The sequence below is a fragment of the Nostocoides jenkinsii Ben 74 genome, assembly GCF_001046875.1.
GTDB lineage: Bacteria > Actinomycetota > Actinomycetes > Actinomycetales > Dermatophilaceae > Nostocoides_A > Nostocoides_A jenkinsii.
The window spans coordinates 346,893-361,499 of sequence record NZ_HF571038.1 but is presented as its reverse complement, the minus strand read 5'-3'; the positions used below and the strand labels follow the sequence as shown (position 1 = coordinate 361,499).

Genomic DNA, 14,607 nt, shown 5'->3' with positions numbered 1-14,607 from the left:
GTATGCCGCCGTCCCCCACCCCCACGACCCGTCGTCCCGTCGGCGGGCTCTTGCTGACCCACGCCCGCCCCGACCGGGTGACGCCGTGGGCTCGCCGCGGGCTCGTCTCGGTGCACATCACCCCGCTCGGGCAGTGGTGCGCGGTGACGCCGGCGAACGATCGCGCTCGGGCCGCCGCCCCCTACGACGACGCCCGGATGGCGCTCGCGGCGCGCCCGCTGCACACGTCCCTACGGCCGTCGATCGGGTTCTTCGTCACCGGCCGCCGCGGAGTAGTGGTCGTCCAGCCGCGTGGGTGGCGCACTGTGCCCCGGTGGGTCGTCTGGCTGCCCGATGGAGGCCCCGTCCGGGCGCCCGGGCTGCGGCCGGCTGAAGCCGAAGACCTGGTCGAGTTCACCGGTGCCGGACGGGCGGCGCTGTCCCAGGTAGTCGAGGCGCTGGCCGCGACCCCGGTCGATGCCCTCACCTGGTTGGCGGGCGTGCACGAGGCCCTGCGCCTGCCGGGGCGGGATCTGCTCGTGGAGGCCGACGCGGCATACGGCAGCTTGGTCGAGCCGGACGGCGAGTCCGTGGCGCGCTTCGATGCGCTGATGCGCGACGAGGCTGCGCACCTGGCCGAAGTCGCTCATCCAAGCCGGCGGCGAGGAGGTTCGTGATGCCGGAGGTCGTCGTCCTCGATTACGGCAGCGGCAACGTCCGCTCGGCCGTCCGTGCCCTCGAACATGTGGGGGCCAGCGTGCACCTCACCGCGGATCCGGCGATGGTGGCGTCCTGCGATGGGCTGTTCGTCCCCGGCGTCGGCAACTTCCACGCCTGCCTCGCCGGCCTGCGCGCCGTCGACGCCCCCCGCCTGATCGACATCCGGCTGTCCGGTGGCCGCCCCGTCCTCGGCATCTGCGTCGGGATGCAGGCCCTGTTCGACGGCTCGACCGAGCCCAGCGATACCACGCAAGACGGACTGGGGGAGTGGCCCGGCCTGGTCGACCGACTCCCGGCAGCGGTCGTGCCGCACATGGGCTGGAACACGGTGACTCCGCCCTCCGGATCGCGGCTGTTCGCCGGCGTCGAGGACGAACGGTTCTACTTCGTGCACTCGTATGCCGCGCTCTCCTGGAATCTCCCCGTCGCCGACGGTTTCATGGCCAGCCGGGCACCCCTGGTCACCACCTGCGACTACGGGACGACATTCGTGGCCGCGGTCGAGAACGGCCCGCTCAGCGCGACGCAGTTCCATCCCGAGAAGTCCGGTGACGCGGGTTTGCAGCTGCTCCGCAATTGGGTGGGCACGCTGTGACCACCCGCCGACCCGAAGCGTCCACTCAGGATTCCCGATCAAGCTCAGGATTCCCCGCCAACTCAGCAGGAGCCATGACCGACGCCCCCCGTCTCGAACTACTGCCCGCCGTCGATGTGTCGGATGGGCGGGCGGTGCAACTGCAACAGGGCATCGCCGGCTCCGGCTGGGAGTTCGGCGACCCGGTCGATGCCGCCCTCGCCTGGCAGGAGCAAGGCGCCGAGTGGATTCACCTCGTGGACCTCGACGCCGCCTTTGGTCGCGGCTCCAATGCCGACCTGCTCGCCACGATCGTGGGCAAACTCGACATCGCCGTCGAGCTCAGCGGTGGCATCCGCGACGAAGAATCGCTTCGGCGGGCACTCGCGACGGGCTGCCGACGCGTCAACGTCGGCACCGCGGCCCTGGAGAACCCGGAGTGGACCGCGCGGGCGATCGCCGCCTACGGCGACCGCGTCGCCATCGGCCTAGACGTGCGCGGGGAACGACTGGCCGCCCGCGGTTGGACCCGAGAGGGCGGTGATCTCTGGGAGGTGCTGGCGCGCCTCGATTCCGAGGGCTGCGCCCGCTACGTGGTGACAGATGTCAACAAGGACGGCATGCTCGCCGGGCCCAATCTCGACCTGCTGGCCGCGGTCGCCGCGCGCACGAACGCCCCGCTGGTCGCCTCCGGTGGTGTCTCGACGCTGGCCGATATCGCGGCGATTCGCGACCTCGTCGGCATCGGCGTCGAGGGTGCGATCATCGGGTCCGCGCTCTACAAGAACGCCTTCACCCTGCCTGACGCGTTGGACGTCGCCGGCCGTCCTTGAGGCTCGCCGTGCGAGATCGCGTCGAGCAGTTGCGTCGACGCTCGCCGCTGGTCGATCACCTCTGGTGCGCCACGCGCCACTACCTCGACGCCCAGGGGTCGCTGCTCGCGGCGGCTGTCACCTACTACGCCTTCTTGTCGCTGTTCCCGCTGTGCGCGCTGGCCTTCGCCGCAGTCGGCACCTTTGCGCGCGTCTTCCCCGAGGCCCGCAACGACCTGGCTCGCACCCTGGAGTCGATGCTGCCGGGGGTGATCGGACCAGGCGCCCATCAATTGTCGCTCGCCACCCTGGAATCCACGGCGGCGACCGCGGCGGGGTTCGGTCTCGTCGCGGTGCTCTATGCCGGTGTCAGTTGGATGTCTGACCTTCGCTCGGGGCTCACGACGGTGTTCGGCGCCGACGGCACCAAGCAGCCGAATGTCGTCATCGCCTACCTCCAGAACCTCGTCTCACTCCTGGCCATCGGTGCCGTACTCCTTGTCGGCCTGATTGCGAGCGGGCTTCTCGCCGCTGTGACCCGGCACGCCCCGGACACCAACGCTTTCGTGCGGCTGGTCCTCGACGGTGCCTCGGTCGCGAGCGGCACGGCCATGGGCACGCTGTTCTTCTTCGTCCTCTTCCGCCGGTTCGCGCCGCCGAACCTCGCGCACCGCGCCTTGGTCTCGGGCGCTCTCCTCGGGGCTGTCCTCTTCGAGATCCTGAAGCAACTCTCCGGCCGGCTGCTCGCCTCCACCACCACGCAGCCCGCTTTCCAATCCTTCGGGATCTCCCTCATCCTGCTCGTCTGGATCTACTACTTCTCCCGCATCTGCATGTATGCCGCGGCCTGGGCTGCGACCGCGAGCTCACCCGCCACCGCACCCGCCACGACTGGGGCCCCGACATGACCAATCGCCGAGACCACGCCCGGCATCCCGATCGCGTTGCCGGACCGGACGCGACCGACTCGGCAGGCACGCCGTGGGGGGCCCGCCGAGACCTCAGCCCGAGCGGGTTCGAGACCGACGCGGGTGCCAGCGACCCGGCCGTCGTCGCCGCGCTCGCCGAGGGGGACGACTCCGCGGTGATGCGGCTCCTGCCCACCACGCGCTTCCTCGTCGCGGTGGTCGCCCACGCCGACGAGATCGTCACCGGGGCGGCTGGCCTCGTGCACGACGCGAGCGTCGACATGGCCCTGGTGACCCTCGTCGCGCCCGACGGTCGCAAGGCGCTGCCTGCATTCACCGGACTGGCCGAACTCGCGGCCTGGGATGCGGCGGCCCGGCCCGTCCCGGTCACGGCCGACCGCCTCGCGCAGGCGGCCATCGCAGAGGGCTGCGATGTCATCGTCCTCAATCTCGGTTCCACCGGTGCTCGCGAACTGCGGCCCAGCCAGGTCTGGGCCTTGGCGATGGCGCGCCCGTGGCAGCCGGCCGACCGGGACCCCTTCGTCGCCGACAGCGTCGCCGCGGCCATCGCCGGGGAGGTGCGGATCACGGCCCATACGTTGTATGCCGCGGACCCACCCGGCACGCTCGGCCTGGCCTTGACGCTGGTCCCCGGCCTGGACCGGGACGCGGTAGCGGCCCTCGTCACCGCCCTCGGGGAGCGCCTCGCCACCGACGGCGAGTTCCGTGCCCGGGTCGACGGGCTCACCTTCCGACTGACGTGAGCGGCATACACTGCGAGGCGCCCGACTGACCGCGCGTGGATAGGTGCATCGATGAAGTTCCGGCACGTTCTGACGTATGCCGCGCCGCTCGACGAGGTCTACGCCATGTTGGCCGACCCTGAGTTCCGGGAGTTCGTGGCGCAGGACCAGTTGGTCGACGCTCATTCCGTTTCGGTGTCGCAGACCGGCCGGGGGATGGATGTCGCCATCGACCTCACCCGCTCGACCGACGGCCTGGCGTCGTTCGCCAAGTCATTCGTCGGCGAGTCGATCAAAACCGAGCAGCGCGAGTCCTGGACCGGCACCGATCGAGCGAGCATGACCCTGTCCGTTCCGGGCAAGCCCGGCTCCATGACGGGCACCATCACCCTTACCGAGGCGGCCGGTGTCACCACCGAGACCATCGACGGCGACATCAAGGTGTCGATTCCGCTTGTCGGCGGCAAGCTGGAGGGAGTCATCGCCGACCTCTTCACGACTGCCCTCCAGGTCGAGCAAGAGGTCGGGACGGCCTGGCTGGCCGGCGAGTTCGATGCCGAGGACTAGTCCCTCGGCGGTCACGAGGCACGCCCAGCTGCTGGTATGCTGAGTGGGAACTGATCCGTCATGCCCTCGGGCCGGCGGATGCTCAAGAGAAGTGGACGGCAGTCGACTTCCACCCGCGATCGTCTCGCACGGCCGGGTCCCACGGTCTCACCTTGGTGAGGCGCAGTGCACGCTCTCGGGCGTGCGCCGCGGCATACCGTCGACGACTGCACCAGACCTCTCGCGAGCCTCGCGGGAGGTCTTCGTCGTTTCGGCGTCGAGGATCGAGCGCGAGCGCACCGACAGCACGTTAAGGAGCAACACAATCAGCGAGCCCCGCATCAACGACCGCATCCGCGTCCCCGAGGTGCGTCTGGTCGGACCCAACGGTGAGCAGGTCGGCATCGTGCGGGTCGAAGACGCGCTCCGCTTGGCCGCCGAGGCCGATCTCGACTTGGTCGAGGTTGCCCCGATGGCCAAGCCTCCCGTCGCCAAGCTCATGGACTACGGCAAGTACAAGTACGAAGCCGCCATGAAGGCCCGGGAAGCCCGCAAGAACCAGGTCAACACGGTCATCAAGGAGATCAAACTCCGACCGAAGATCGACATCCACGACTACGGCACCAAGAAGGGCCACGTCGAGCGGTTCTTGAAGGCCGGTGACAAGGTCAAGGTCACGATCATGTTCCGCGGCCGTGAGCAGTCGCGCCCCGAGTTGGGCTTCCGCCTCTTGCAGAAGCTTGCCGAGGAGGTCGCCGAGCTCGGCTTTGTCGAGTCGTCGCCGAAGCTGGACGGACGCAACATGGTCATGGTGATCGGCCCGACCAAGAGGAAGTCCGAGGCACGCGCCGAGCAGCGCCGCCGTCAGGCCGACGCCGGCCCCGCCGCTGGCCAGGAGCCGGTGACGCTCGACGACGCCGCCGAGCCGGCCTAGCTCCACCACGACCCACCGGCCGCCCAGACCGGGCACGCCATACCAAGCAGAAGGAGATCGGCGAACCATGCCGAAGAACAAGACCCACAGCGGTGCCAAGAAGCGCTTCCGCGTCACCGGCAGCGGCAAGATCATGCGCCAGCGCGCCAACCACGTCCACAAGTTCCACGAGAAGACCCCGCAGCACGCGCGTCGTCTCGCCAACGACGTCGAGGTGGCTCCCGCCGACATCAAGGTCGTCAAGCGACTCCTGGGCAAGTGAGCCCCCGCCGCGCGCTCGGCTGAGCGTCGGCCCCCCTCGTAGAACGTTCGAATCAGCAAGGAGAATCACGTGGCACGCGTGAAGCGGGCGGTCAACGCCCAGAAGAAGCGCCGGGTCGTCCTCGAGCGGGCGAGCGGTTACCGCGGTCAGCGCGGCCGGCTCTACCGCAAGTCCAAGGAGCAGCTCAACCACTCCCTGACCTACAGCTACCGCGACCGTCGCGCCAAGAAGGGCGACTTCCGTCGCCTGTGGATCCAGCGGATCAACGCCGGCGCCCGCGCCAACGGCATGACCTACAATCGCTTCATCCAGGGCCTGCGCGCCGCCGAGGTTGACGTCGACCGCCGTATGCTCGCCGAGCTCGCGGTCAACGACGAGGCCGCCTTCGCGGCGCTGGTGGAGATCGCCAAGGCCAATGTGCCCGCGAGCGACGCCAAGGCTGACGCCTGATCCAGCCGAATCCTTCGCCGCGCCGGGCCGGCGCACTGACCAACCCCCGATCGGATCGGGTGCGGGCGGTCAGCGCACTGGCCCGGCGCGCGGTGCGTTCGGAGCGGGGCCGCTTCCTCGTCGAGGGCCCGCAGTCGGTGCGCGAACTCATTCGGTATGCCGCGCCGACCGTCGTCGATCTCTATCTCACCGAGGAGGCGGGGGAGCGCCATGGCGAGATCCTCGACGCCGCTCGGGACGCGGGCGTTTATCTGCATTCGGTGAGCGCTGACGTGCTCGCGGCGATGGCCGATGCCACGACGCCGCAGGGAATGATCGCCGTCGCCCAGCAACCCCAGGACACCCTCGACTCGGTCCTGGCGCACGACCCGCACCTGTTGGTCCTGCTGCACGAAGTGCGCGATCCCGGCAATCTCGGCACCGTCATCCGCGGCGCGGATGCCGCCGGTGCCGACGCCGTCCTGATCAGTGATGCGTCGGTGGACGCCTACGCGCCCAAGGTGGTTCGCTCCACCGCCGGCTCGCTCTTCCACCTGCCCGTCGTCACGGGGCTGGACGCGTTGGCGACGATTCACGAGCTGGCGCGGCGCGGCATACGCACCCTCGCCACCGAAGGCGAGGCGACCACGTCACTGATCGAGCTGGATCTGCGCGACCCGCATTGCTGGGTGATGGGAACCGAAGCCCGCGGCCTGCCCGAAAGCCTTGCGGCGAAATGCGATCGGCGGGTCGCCATCCCGATCTATGGCGCGGCCGAGTCCCTGAATATGGCGATGGCGGCGACGATCTGCCTCTACACCTCCGCCACCGCGCGGGTCAGGCCGGTCGGACCGGTGCCGGATGGAGCGCCGTGATCCGCAGGAATTCTCCCTGCAGGATCGGGGCTTCGGCATTGGGGTTCTCCTCGACCTGAACCTCGATGATGTCGCCGTCGCGGGGCGTGATGGTGATCGCCTCGCTCGTGTAGATCCCCATCTTCACGCGCACGACATGGCGGCCGGGCTCGACCTCCACGTCGGTGATGGGCTCGGTCAGGTGGCCGACATGCTTCTCGCCGATGACGATGCTGCGCTCCGGCGAGGCTGGGCCTCGGTGGATTCTCAAGATCGCGCTCATGGTGGACGCTCCCTTCCGCTGCATCCACCGTAGCCGCATCATGCAATAATTGCCTAGTGCAAAGACTTGCCGATGACCTCGTGGATGCCCTGCTCGCCGCCTCGCGCGCTCTTGTCGGTGTCTCGTCGGCGTCGCTGGCCGAGGTGGCCGACTCCTTGACTTTGACTCAGTTCCGCACCTTGGTGCTGCTGGCCGAAGACCCCGACTGCACGCTCGGTCATCTGGCCAAGCGGCTCGGTGTCAACGCCTCGACGGCGCAACGGCAGGTCGATCGGCTCGTCTCACTGCGCTTGGTCCATCGGCGAGAAGCGGCCGACGATCGCCGCCAGGTCAGCCTCCGCCTGACCGCCCCCGCGGAGCGCCTTGTCGAGCGCGTCTTGACCTCTCGGCGCACGGCGATCGCGACAATCGTGGGACGTATGCCGACTGCGCACCAGCAGCTCTTGATCGAGGCCCTCAGCGACTTTGCGACCGCCGCGGGGGAGCATCGGCAGGTGGCTGCGGCCGCGCCGGGCTGGTGACGATGGGCTGGTAACGATGGACTGGTGACCGGTGGCCTCAGCTTCGCTCCGCGGCGGCGGCGATATCGGCAAGGTCACCGCGCATGACCCGGGCCGTCGCCTTGGCCCCGATTGGGCCGAGGATCTTCCACGCCAGCCGGGCGACCAATCCCGGGCTCGCCTGCTCCGCGTCGAAGCGCATCGTGATCCGCGAGCCCTCCCCGGTCGGCACCACCTCGAACACCGTCACATAGGCGACCCCCTTGTCCTCGGCGCGAACCACGGTCCGCGACGGGGGCTGGGACTCGGCCACCCACATCTCTTGGGTCTCTTCCTTGCCGAACATCGTGCGGGTTTCGCGCCAGTGGGTGCCCGCGGCATACGGTCCGTCTGTCAGCAGTTCGACTCGGCTCACGCCCCGAAGGGTGTCGGCCGCCCCCGAGATGTTTGTCAGTACTGCCCACACCGCCTCCGCAGACGCGGTCGTTGTCTGCGTGAGGTGTATGCCGTGACCGGCCATGCGGAAGCTCCGTCGTCTCGAAATGCGCGTCTGCGTATTCTCCCTGAGGACACGGTGGCATAGGTTGCCAGGGGAGCACAGGTAGCCGGGGGTGGATGTGACCACGAACGTCGCGGGGCAGGAACTGGTGGGCTGGGAGCGGCATCGCGCCGCGGTCACGGAGTTGCGCGCGCAACTAGCCCGTATGCCGAGCGGCAGCCCCGTGCGCCTGGCCAAGCGCACGTCGAATCTCTTCCGTCCTCGGGCGACGACCGGCGCTCCTGGGCTGGACGTGTCGCGACTCGACGGCGTCATCGCGATCGACGCGGTCGCCCGGACCGCGCAGGTCCAGGGAATGTGCACCTACGAGACCCTGGTCGACGCCACGCTCGCGCACGGCCTCATGCCCGCCGTCGTACCGCAGCTGAAGACCATCACCCTCGGGGGAGCGGTGACGGGGTTGGGCATCGAATCGTCCTCATTCCGGGCGGGGCTGCCGCACGAGAGCGTCCGCTCGCTCGACATCCTCACCGGTGCCGGCGAGATTCTGACGGTCGAGCCCGAGGGTGCGCACGCGGACCTGTTCCGAGCGTTCCCCAACTCCTACGGCTCGCTGGGCTACGCCGTGCGGCTCGAGATCGAGTTGCAGCCGGTTCGGTCGTTCGTGCGGCTGCGCCATGTCCGCTTCCACTCGCTGCCCGATCTGCTGGCACAACTCGAAAACCTCTTGGCGACATGGGAGTTCGAGGGCCGTGCGGTCGATTTCGTGGATGGGGTGGTCTTCACCGACGTCGAGAGCTATCTGGTCCTCGCGACCTTCACCGATGACACGCCGTACGTCTCCGACTACACCCATCGCCATATCTACTACCGCTCGATCCAGGACCGCGACGAGGACTACCTGAGCGTCCGGGACTACCTGTGGCGCTGGGACACCGACTGGTTCTGGTGTTCTCGCGGGTTGCTCGTGCAGAAGCCATGGGTCCGAGCGGTGGTCCCGAAACGATTCCTGCGCAGCGAGGTTTATGGCACGGTCATCCGATTCGAAAACCGCCATGGCTGGTATGCCGCGCTGCAACAGCGCCGCGGTGCCCTCCCCAAGGAGCGGGTCGTCCAGGATGTCGAGATCCCCCTCGAGAACACCCTCGCCTTCCTAGGGTGGTTCCTCGAGACGGTGCCGATCGAGCCGATCTGGCTCTGCCCCATACGACTTCGTCACCAGGGGGAGGGCGCTCGGCCCTGGCCGCTCTATCCGATGGATGCCGACCGGGACTACGTCAATGTTGGTTTCTGGTCCGCCGTCGACATCCTCCCCGGGCGGCGGGACGGGGATGTCAACCGCGCCATTGAAGCCGAGGTGACCGCGCTCGGCGGCCACAAGTCGCTCTATTCCGATGCCTATTACGACGAGGAGACCTTCTGGTCTCTCTACGGCGGTGAGGAGTATGCCCGCGTGAAGAAGGTTTATGACCCCGACGGCCGCCTGCCGGATCTGTTCAGCAAGGCGGTGGGCCGGCGATGACGCTGTCGATCGGCGAATTGGCCGACGAGATCTTCGGCACGGACGTCCCGTTCCAGGTCCACGCCTACGACGGGTCCACCGGCGGCAACCGGGACGCCGGCATCTCCTTTGAGCTTAAGTCCGAGCGCGGCCTGCGCTACCTGGTGACTGCTCCGGGGGAATTGGGGCTGGCCCGCGCCTACGTCCAAGGCGACCTCGAGGTGGTGGGCGTCGATCCGGGCGACCCCTATGAGTTGCTGGTGCGCGTCAAGGATCGGATGGGCGCCCGGATTCCCGATCCACGCCGGATCCCCGACCTCGTGCGCTCGCTGGGGGCGCGAATGTTCGTGCCGCCGGAGTTGCCGGCGTTGGAGCACCCCCCGGGCTGGCGACGGCTGGCCGAGGGGATCCGACACTCCAAGGAGCGGGACGCCAAGGCGATCTCACACCACTACGACGTGAGCAACGCCTTCTACGAGCATGTGCTTGGGCCGTCGATGGCCTACACCTGCGCGGTCTATCCCCGGGTGGACGCGACGCTGGAGGAGGCGCAGGAGGAGAAGTTCGATCTCGTCGCGCGCAAACTCGATCTGCGTCCGGGCATGCGCCTGCTCGACGTCGGCTGCGGCTGGGGCGGGATGGTGCGGCACGCAGTGAAGCACTACGGCGTTCGCGCGATCGGGGTGACCCTGTCGCGAGAGCAGGCCGCCTTCGGCCAGCAGTGGTTAGCCGCCGAGGGCTTGAACCGCCTGGGTGAGGTTCGTCACGGCGACTACCGCGATATCACCGAGTCCGACTTCGATGCCGTCTCCTCGATCGGGCTGACCGAGCACATCGGCATCAAGAACTACCCGGGCTACTTCGCCTTCCTGAGCGAGCGACTGGTCGACGGAGGTCGGCTGCTGAACCACTGCATCACCCGGCCGAACCGGCACTTCACCCGCCTCGAGCGGGGCGGCTTCATCAACCGCTATGTCTTCCCCGACGGAGAGTTAGCTCCGGTTGGCGTGATCATCAACGCGATGGCCGACCAGGGGTTCGAGGTCCGACACGCGGAAGATTTTCGCGAGCACTACGCGCGCACGTGCCGCGCGTGGGCCAAGAACCTCTCGGCCAACTGGGACGCGGCGGTCGCGGAGTCTGACGCGGCGACCGCTCGCGTATGGGGGCTCTACCTGGCCGGGTCGTCAATCGGCTTCGAGCGCAATGAGATTCAGTTGCACCAGGTGCTCGGCCAGAAGGTCGCCGCCGGTGGTCAGGCGCTCTATCCGCTGCGCCCAGACTTCGGCTCCTAACGAAACGGCTTCGCGCGATCCGGCGGCGGCCTCGTAGACTCGGGCCGCCCATGCGACGAGCGAAGTGAAGGCCATGTCCGGACCCAATACCAACTACGACCCCGTTGAGGTCGCTGCGCTCGACCCGGTCACGGTCGAGGCGGCCCGCGTCGCGGCCCTGGAGGCCGCCGCGTCGGCAACGACCCTCGACGAACTGAAGGCGGCTCGCACGACGCACCAAGGCGACCGCTCGGCCCTGGCCCAGGCGAATCGCGAGATCGGGGCCCTGCCGCCGAGCGCCAAGGCCGCGGCAGGGAAGCTCGTCGGAGGTGCCCGCGGGGCCGTGGCCGCGGCATACGCCCGTCGTCAGCGTGAGCTGGAGGACGAGCGGGACGCGCGCATCCTGGCCGAGGAATCGCTGGATCTCACGATGCCGAGCGGGCGGCCAGGGCTGGGTGCCCGCCACCCCCTCAGCCTGGTCAGCGAGCGCATCGAGGACATCTTCATCGCGATGGGCTGGGAGATCGCCGACGGCCCCGAGGTGGAGAGCGAGTGGCTCACCTTCGACGCGCTTAACCTCGGTCCGGACCACCCGGCGCGGCAGATGCAGGACACCTTCTTCGTCGCTCCGGCGGAGTCCTCGGGTCTGGTGCTGCGCACCCATACGTCCCCGGTGCAGATCCGCAGCATGTTGTCGCGCACGCCGCCGATCGCCATTCTCTGCCCGGGCAAGGTGTTTCGCACGGACGACCTCGATGCCACGCACTCGCCGGTCTTCCACCAGTTCGAGGGCCTCGTCGTCGATCGCGGCATCTCGATGGCGCACTTGAAGGGCAGCCTCGACGCCTTCGTCCAGCGCCTGTTCGGTGGGCATATCGCAACCCGGTTGCGGCCGAGCTACTTCCCGTTCACGGAGCCGAGCGCTGAGATCGATTGCCAGTGCTGGGTTTGTTATGGCCAGGACATCTCATGTCGCGTCTGCGGCGGCTTCGGCTGGATCGAGTTGGGCGGCTGCGGGATGGTCAATCGACGGGTGCTCACCGCCGCCGGTATCGACGCCGAGGTCTACACCGGCTTTGCTTTCGGCCTCGGCATCGAGCGGGCGCTCATGCTGCGGCACAACGTCAACGACATGCGCGATATCACCGAGGGTGATGTGCGCTTCAGCCGGCAGTTCGGGATGGAGATCTGATGCGTGTTCCCGTCGAGTGGTTGCGGGAGCTGGTCGAGATCGCGCCGGGCGTTCGCGGGCGGGACATCGCCGCGGACCTCGTGCGCGTCGGCCTGGAGGAGGAAGGCATCCACGGAGGGCAACTCCGGGGCCCGCTGGTGGTCGGCCGGGTCCTCTCCCAGGTGCCCGAGCCGCAAAAGAATGGCAAGACCATCCACTGGTGTCATGTCGACGTCGGCGCCAACGGTCAACAGCTGACCCACGGCATTCCACAGGAAATCGTTTGCGGCGCAAACAACTTCGACGCCGGTGACTGGGTCGTCTGCATCCTGCCCGGTGGCGTGCTGCCCGGCAATTTCGAGATCTCCGCGCGCAAGACCTATGGCCACATGTCCAACGGGATGATCTGCTCCGAGCGCGAGCTCGGCCTTGGTGACGATCACGACGGCATCATCGTGCTGACCCGCTACTTCGCGGATCGGCCCGACATCCTGGAGTCGCTGGAGCCGGGGATGGACGCCATCGCGCTGCTCGGCCTCGGCCGGGAGGTCGTCGAGGTCAACGTCACCCCCGATCGTGGCTACTGCTTCTCGATGCGCGGAATCGCGCGGGAGTACGCGCTCGCGACCAATGTGGACTTCCGCGACCCCGCCGACATCGAAGTGCCGGTCGCCACGGGGCCAGGGTTCCCGGTGCGCCTTGTCGACGAACGGCCCATCGACGGCCGGGTCGGTTGTGATCGGTATGTCGCGCGGACCGTTCGCGATGTCGACGCCAGTCGGCCGTCGCCGCCGTGGATGCAGCGCTATCTCACCGAGGTCGGGATGCGGCCGATTTCGCTGGCCGTGGACGTCACGAATTACGTGATGATGCTGCTCGGCCAGCCGCTGCACGCCTTCGATCTCGATTTGTTGCCCGGTGACATCGAGGTTCGCCGAGCCGCGCCGGGGGAGAAGCTCACGACCCTTGACGACGTCGAGCGCACCTTGGCCGCCGATGACCTGCTGATCACCGGCGGTGGCGAGATTCTGGCCATCGCGGGGGTGATGGGCGGCGCGTCCTCCGAAGTCGGCCCCGCCACCCGCAATGTGCTCATCGAGGCGGCGCACTTCGACCCGATCACGGTCGCGCGGTCTTCACGCCGGCACCGGTTGGCGACCGAGGCATCCAAGCGGTTCGAGCGCGGCGTCGACCCGCAGATCGCGCCCGTCGCGGCCGAACTGGCCGCGCGGCTGCTGGCTGAGTTCGGCGGCGGGACGATCGACTCGACCGCGACGGATGTTGGCGAGCCGCAGGCCCGGTCGGCGTTCGACTTCGACGTGACCCACCCGACGCGGCTGATCGGACTGGAGTATCCGCGCGAGGAGGTTGTCGGGACGCTGCGACGGCTCGGTTGTGAGGTGACCGAGTCCGCGGGCAGTCCCATCGTCTCGGTGTTGGCGCCCACCTGGCGGCCCGACCTGACCGATGGTCCCGAGTTGGTCGAGGAAGTTGCGCGGGTGCGCGGCTACGACCAGATTCCGTCCGTCGTCCCGCGCGCGGAGGGACGCGGGTTGACGCACGCTCAGCGGGTCCGGCGCGTCGTGGCCACGATGCTCGCCAACCAGGGCTTGGTCGAGGTCGAGTCCTATCCCTTCATCGGCAATGGGCTCTTCGACGTGCTCGGGTATGCCGCGGACGACGCTCGCCGTGACACTGTGACCCTCGCCAATCCCCTGCAGGACGAGGCGCCACTGATGCGGACCTCGTTGCTGGACACGCTGCTGGAGACCTTGCGCCGCAACGTCTCTCGCGGGATGCGGGATGTCGCGGTCTACGAGCTCGGGTTGGTGACGCGCGGCTCGGTGCCCAAGGGTGGCGCGCCGATTCTGCCGGTGTCGAGTCGCCCGGACCCGGAGTCCGAGGCGAGGTTGTATGCCGCGGTCCCGCCCCAGCCTCGTCACGTCGCCTTCGCGGCGGCGGGCCTGGCACAGGGGTCCGGCCCGTGGGGCTCGTCCCGCGGCTTCGACGCCAGTGACGCGGTCACCTGGGCCAGGGAAGTCGGCGAGATCCTCGGCATACAACTGCAGGTCGCTGCGGCGACCATGGCGCCGTGGCACCCCGGTCGCTGCGCCGCGATCTCGCTGCCCGACGGCCGCGTGGTCGGCTGGGCCGGTGAACTGCACCCGAAGGTGCTGGGCGCGTTGAAGCTGCCCGCCCGCACGGTGGCCGGCGAGTTGGACCTCGACCTGCTCACCGAGGCGAGCCTGGCGCCCATCTCGGCCGTGAAGTTGTCGACCTTCCCACTGGCGACGACTGATGTGGCCCTGACGGTGGACGAGACCGTCCCGGTCGGCGAGGTCGAGGCGGCCCTGCGCCGGGGCGCCGGACCCCTGCTGGAGTCGCTCAGCCTGTTCGACCTGTTCCGCGGGGAGCAGGTGGGCGCCGGCAAGAAGTCCCTGGCTTTCCACCTCGCCGTCCGCGCGCCCGACCGGACGCTGACCACCGAGAGGTCAGCGCGATCCGCGACCAGGCCGTCGCCGCCGCCGCCCGCGACTGTGGCGCCACCCAGCGCTGAGGCCACCCCTGACGAACTTCTGCTAGCACAAGTTAGTCAACTGTGGACACCTTGCAAGGTG

Annotated in this window: 17 protein-coding genes; 15 read left to right on the top strand and 2 right to left on the bottom strand. The window is 68.6% G+C overall.

What is annotated here, in order from left to right; translation table 11 throughout:
* Window positions 1–2: 2 nt before the first annotated feature.
* From BN13_RS01640 to BN13_RS01595, 10 genes are all read left to right on the top strand, one after another.
* On the top strand, window positions 3–656 hold the full coding sequence (locus BN13_RS01640; protein WP_048543888.1) for a hypothetical protein: 654 nt from the start codon (window positions 3–5) through the stop codon (window positions 654–656).
* Complete coding sequence (gene hisH / locus BN13_RS01635) at window positions 656–1,294, top strand: imidazole glycerol phosphate synthase subunit HisH (protein ID WP_048543886.1); 639 nt, start codon at window positions 656–658, stop codon at window positions 1,292–1,294. The genes BN13_RS01640 and hisH overlap by 1 nt, the downstream gene beginning before the upstream one ends.
* 74 nt (window positions 1,295–1,368) lie before the next feature.
* Window positions 1,369–2,106 (top strand): bifunctional 1-(5-phosphoribosyl)-5-((5-phosphoribosylamino)methylideneamino)imidazole-4-carboxamide isomerase/phosphoribosylanthranilate isomerase PriA, encoded by a 738-nt coding sequence (gene priA, locus BN13_RS01630; protein ID WP_048543885.1) that lies wholly within the window; start codon window positions 1,369–1,371, stop codon window positions 2,104–2,106.
* An 8-nt stretch (window positions 2,107–2,114) separates the two neighbouring features.
* Window positions 2,115–2,993: a YihY/virulence factor BrkB family protein gene (locus BN13_RS01625; RefSeq protein ID WP_048543883.1), complete on the top strand. Its 879-nt coding sequence runs from the start codon at window positions 2,115–2,117 to the stop codon at window positions 2,991–2,993.
* Window positions 2,990–3,757, top strand: a complete 768-nt coding sequence (locus BN13_RS01620; RefSeq protein ID WP_048543880.1) for an SseB family protein — start codon at window positions 2,990–2,992, stop codon at window positions 3,755–3,757. Before BN13_RS01625 ends, BN13_RS01620 begins: the two co-directional genes overlap by 4 nt.
* Window positions 3,758–3,808: 51 nt before the next feature.
* On the top strand, window positions 3,809–4,303 hold the full coding sequence (locus tag BN13_RS01615) for a DUF2505 domain-containing protein (protein ID WP_048543878.1): 495 nt from the start codon (window positions 3,809–3,811) through the stop codon (window positions 4,301–4,303).
* 304 nt (window positions 4,304–4,607) lie between these two features.
* Complete coding sequence (infC, locus tag BN13_RS01610) at window positions 4,608–5,216, top strand: translation initiation factor IF-3 (RefSeq protein WP_084733881.1); 609 nt, start codon at window positions 4,608–4,610, stop codon at window positions 5,214–5,216.
* Window positions 5,217–5,283: 67 nt separating this feature from the next.
* Window positions 5,284–5,478: a 50S ribosomal protein L35 gene (rpmI, locus tag BN13_RS01605; RefSeq protein WP_048543876.1), complete on the top strand. Its 195-nt coding sequence runs from the start codon at window positions 5,284–5,286 to the stop codon at window positions 5,476–5,478.
* 69 nt (window positions 5,479–5,547) lie between these two features.
* Window positions 5,548–5,928, top strand: coding sequence for a 50S ribosomal protein L20 (rplT, locus tag BN13_RS01600; protein ID WP_048543874.1), 381 nt, complete (start codon window positions 5,548–5,550; stop codon window positions 5,926–5,928).
* Between the two features lie 59 nt (window positions 5,929–5,987).
* Window positions 5,988–6,782: a TrmH family RNA methyltransferase gene (locus tag BN13_RS01595; RefSeq protein WP_084733500.1), complete on the top strand. Its 795-nt coding sequence runs from the start codon at window positions 5,988–5,990 to the stop codon at window positions 6,780–6,782.
* Here BN13_RS01595 and BN13_RS01590 read toward each other — a convergent pair.
* Window positions 6,745–7,044: a PEGA domain-containing protein gene (locus BN13_RS01590; protein WP_162199895.1), complete on the bottom strand. Its 300-nt coding sequence runs from the start codon at window positions 7,042–7,044 to the stop codon at window positions 6,745–6,747. The two genes, BN13_RS01595 and BN13_RS01590, sit on opposite strands and share 38 nt — an antisense overlap.
* A 56-nt stretch (window positions 7,045–7,100) precedes the next feature.
* Here BN13_RS01590 and BN13_RS01585 point away from each other — a divergent pair, with 56 nt between their 5' ends.
* On the top strand, window positions 7,101–7,565 hold the full coding sequence (locus BN13_RS01585; protein ID WP_048543868.1) for a MarR family winged helix-turn-helix transcriptional regulator: 465 nt from the start codon (window positions 7,101–7,103) through the stop codon (window positions 7,563–7,565).
* Between the two features lie 37 nt (window positions 7,566–7,602).
* Here the strand turns inward: BN13_RS01585 and BN13_RS01580 are convergent, their stop codons facing one another.
* Entirely contained in the window at window positions 7,603–8,064 is a 462-nt protein-coding gene (locus tag BN13_RS01580; protein WP_048543866.1) for an SRPBCC family protein, read from the bottom strand.
* Window positions 8,065–8,161: 97 nt separating this feature from the next.
* Here BN13_RS01580 and BN13_RS01575 point away from each other — a divergent pair, with 97 nt between their 5' ends.
* The 4 genes from BN13_RS01575 to pheT form a co-directional block, all read left to right on the top strand.
* Window positions 8,162–9,565 (top strand): FAD-binding oxidoreductase, encoded by a 1,404-nt coding sequence (locus tag BN13_RS01575; protein ID WP_235433899.1) that lies wholly within the window; start codon window positions 8,162–8,164, stop codon window positions 9,563–9,565.
* Entirely contained in the window at window positions 9,562–10,839 is a 1,278-nt protein-coding gene (locus BN13_RS01570; protein ID WP_048543865.1) for an SAM-dependent methyltransferase, read from the top strand. Before BN13_RS01575 ends, BN13_RS01570 begins: the two co-directional genes overlap by 4 nt.
* A 73-nt stretch (window positions 10,840–10,912) precedes the next feature.
* A complete protein-coding gene (gene pheS, locus BN13_RS01565) occupies window positions 10,913–12,010 on the top strand; it encodes a phenylalanine--tRNA ligase subunit alpha (protein WP_048548743.1) in 1,098 nt (365 codons plus the stop codon).
* The coding region (gene pheT, locus BN13_RS01560; RefSeq protein ID WP_321162887.1) for a phenylalanine--tRNA ligase subunit beta at window positions 12,010–14,607 on the top strand (2,598 nt) is incomplete at its 3' end. The genes pheS and pheT, both read left to right, overlap by 1 nt.